The organism is Nocardiopsis sp. RV163 (assembly GCF_001029525.1).
Lineage (GTDB): Bacteria > Actinomycetota > Actinomycetes > Streptosporangiales > Streptosporangiaceae > Nocardiopsis > Nocardiopsis dassonvillei.
Genome location: NZ_LEKI01000306.1, coordinates 1 through 2,341 on the forward strand (window position 1 = coordinate 1; position 2,341 = coordinate 2,341).

The 2,341-nt window shown below is 73.6% G+C and carries 2 protein-coding genes; one reads left to right on the forward strand and one right to left on the reverse strand.

What is annotated here, in order from left to right:
* A partial coding sequence (locus tag ABD54_RS26310) for an ABC transporter permease (RefSeq protein ID WP_047872247.1) occupies window positions 1-804 on the forward strand: 804 nt, incomplete at its 5' end.
* A gap of 127 nt (window positions 805-931) precedes the next feature.
* Here the strand turns inward: ABD54_RS26310 and ABD54_RS26315 are convergent.
* Window positions 932-2,263 (reverse strand): acetylhydrolase, encoded by a 1,332-nt coding sequence (locus ABD54_RS26315; protein WP_047872248.1) that lies wholly within the window; start codon window positions 2,261-2,263, stop codon window positions 932-934.
* Window positions 2,264-2,341: the final 78 nt, after the last annotated feature.

A 2,341-nucleotide genomic window follows, 5' to 3' on the forward strand; every position in this document is an offset into this window, starting at 1 on the left:
GGGGCCGACCGCGCCGGGGGCCGTTCCGGGACGGACCTGTTCCGGGAGGTCGCCGCCGAGTGGATCCGGCAGTCCTCCCTGCGCTCCACCTGGTGGGCGTTCGGCGCCGCGCTGGCGGGCATGGCCGTGTTCGCCGCGATCATGGGCTACACCGAGTGGACCCGGATCATGGAGAACCCGGACGAGGCGGACGGCGCCGCGTTCATGCGGCTCACCTCGCAGGGGCACTTCTACCTGGTGCAGATCGCCGTGCTGGTGATGGCCGCGCTGACCGCGACCGGGGAGTTCGGCAACCGCAGCGTCACCAGCACGCTGCTGTGGCGGCCCGCCCGGGGGACCGTGCTGGTCGCGCGCACGCTGGTGTCCGCCGGACTGGCCTTCGCGGCGGGTGTGCTCGCCACGGTGACGGCGGTCGCGGTGCTGAGCGTGTTCGTCGGCCGGTACGCCTCCGCCGACGTCGCCGAGGTCCTGGTGACGGCGCTGAGCGCGGGCGTGTGCATGGCGCTGTTCGCTGTGCTGTTCGTCGGGATCGGCACGGCGACGCGGAGCATGCCGGGCACGTTCATCGTGGGGTTCCTGCTGCTCATGGGGCTGTCAATGGTCATGCAGCTCTCCCAGGTGCAGATGATCAACGACTTCGCGGCGCTGATGCCGGGAACGGCCGGGATCGAGTTCTACGCGGGCGGTGACGCGGGTTTCTACACGGCTCCGCACGACGGCCCGGTGAACGTCGCCGCGGTCGTGGGCTGGGCACTGGCCGCGCAGATCGTGGCCCACACCGAGCTGCGCGTGCGCGACGTGTAAAGGACCGGAGGAGCCTGACGGGGCCCTACCGGTGGCCGGAGGCCCGGGACGCGCAAGGCGCGTTCCGGGCCTTCGCGGTGCCGGGTGCGGGCGCCTGGCCCGAGTCCTCCCGGCGCCCGCCCGGGGACTAGTCCTCGCCGACGAACTCCATCGCGGGCAGGTCCGGCGAGGGCCCGTCCAGGATCGGCTCCCGCTGACCGCGCAGGTGGGCGTCGAAGAAGGCCGTGACGTAGGCGCGCTGCGCCCGGACGGACTCCTCGGGGTCGACGGTGCCGATCGCCCCCTCCACCAGGTCGGGCCAGGCGCGGTTGCCGGGCCGGAGGGCCTCGTCGACGTCGGGCAGGATCCACTGGTGGTCGGTGTAGCTGAAGTGCTCGCCCTCGGCCATGTACAGCTCCAGGACGTCCACCGAGGAGGCGTCCACGAAGGTCCGGAACCCGGCGCTGTACCCGCTGTGGTGCGGTTCGAGCCCGGCCCCGGCCCTCCCCGCGGTCAGGAGCGCGAAGGGGCGGTCGGCGCCCCGCAGGTTGGCCTCCGACCACACCTCGTCGCCGACGTGGTAGCCGATGGTGCCGTCCAGGTTCAGCCCCGCGTCGACGCGGTCGTCCTCCAGCATCACCTCGGCGGTGGTGAGCCCTCCGGCGGAGTGGCCGAACATGCCCACCGCGTCCAGGTCCAGCGCCCCGCCCAGGCCCTCGGGGGGCTCCTGGCCGCCCGCGTCGGGATTGCCGCCCTCCGCGAGCGCGGTCAGCCCGTCCAGGACCAGGCGGGTGTCCGCGCGCCGGACCGCGACGGCCTCCTTGAGGGCCTCGGGGCTGAAGGAGGGGGCGCTCGTGCGCAGTACCCGGCCGTCGGGCATGTCCACGGCGAGCGTCTCGTAGGGGTGGTCCATGGCGGCCACCACGTACCCGTGGGAGGCGAGTTCCTCCAGGTGCAGGGCGTTGAGGAACCGGGACTGCTCCAGCCCCGGGGAGTAGAGGACGACGGGGAACGGGCCGGTGCCGGCGGCCGGGACGTCCTGGAGGGCGTTGACCCGGGAGGCGTCGAAGTCGACGTCGTCGCGGTGCAGCCCCCCTTGCTCCAGTTCGCTCTTGAGCACCCCGGAGACCGAGGGCGTGACGTAGGGTGCGGGTTCGCCGGTGCCCGTGCCGTCCCCGGCGGAGGTGTCGCCCTCCCCGTCCGCGCCGGTGCCTTCTCCGGCCGGGTACCAGACGCTGACCATGACGTCCCGTTCGGTGGCCTCCTCCACCCAGGGGTGGCCGCGGTCGGGGTCGACCAGGTGCAGTTCGGTCCGGCCGACGGCGTGCGGGCCGGTGGGTTCGGGCGGGGTGAGGACCACGCTCCCGGAGTCGGTGGCCGCGTTGAGGGCGGTGGGGATCGAGAACGCCGCGACGAGGACGAGGGCGGCCGACCCGTAGGCGGCCGTGCGCCTGGCGCGGACGGAGTTGGTGGTGTTCATGTCGGCCATGCTCGGGGCCGGGGCGCCCGGCGCGCATCGCCTGGACGGCAGCGGGCGGGTAGGCACAAAGGGGTAGGG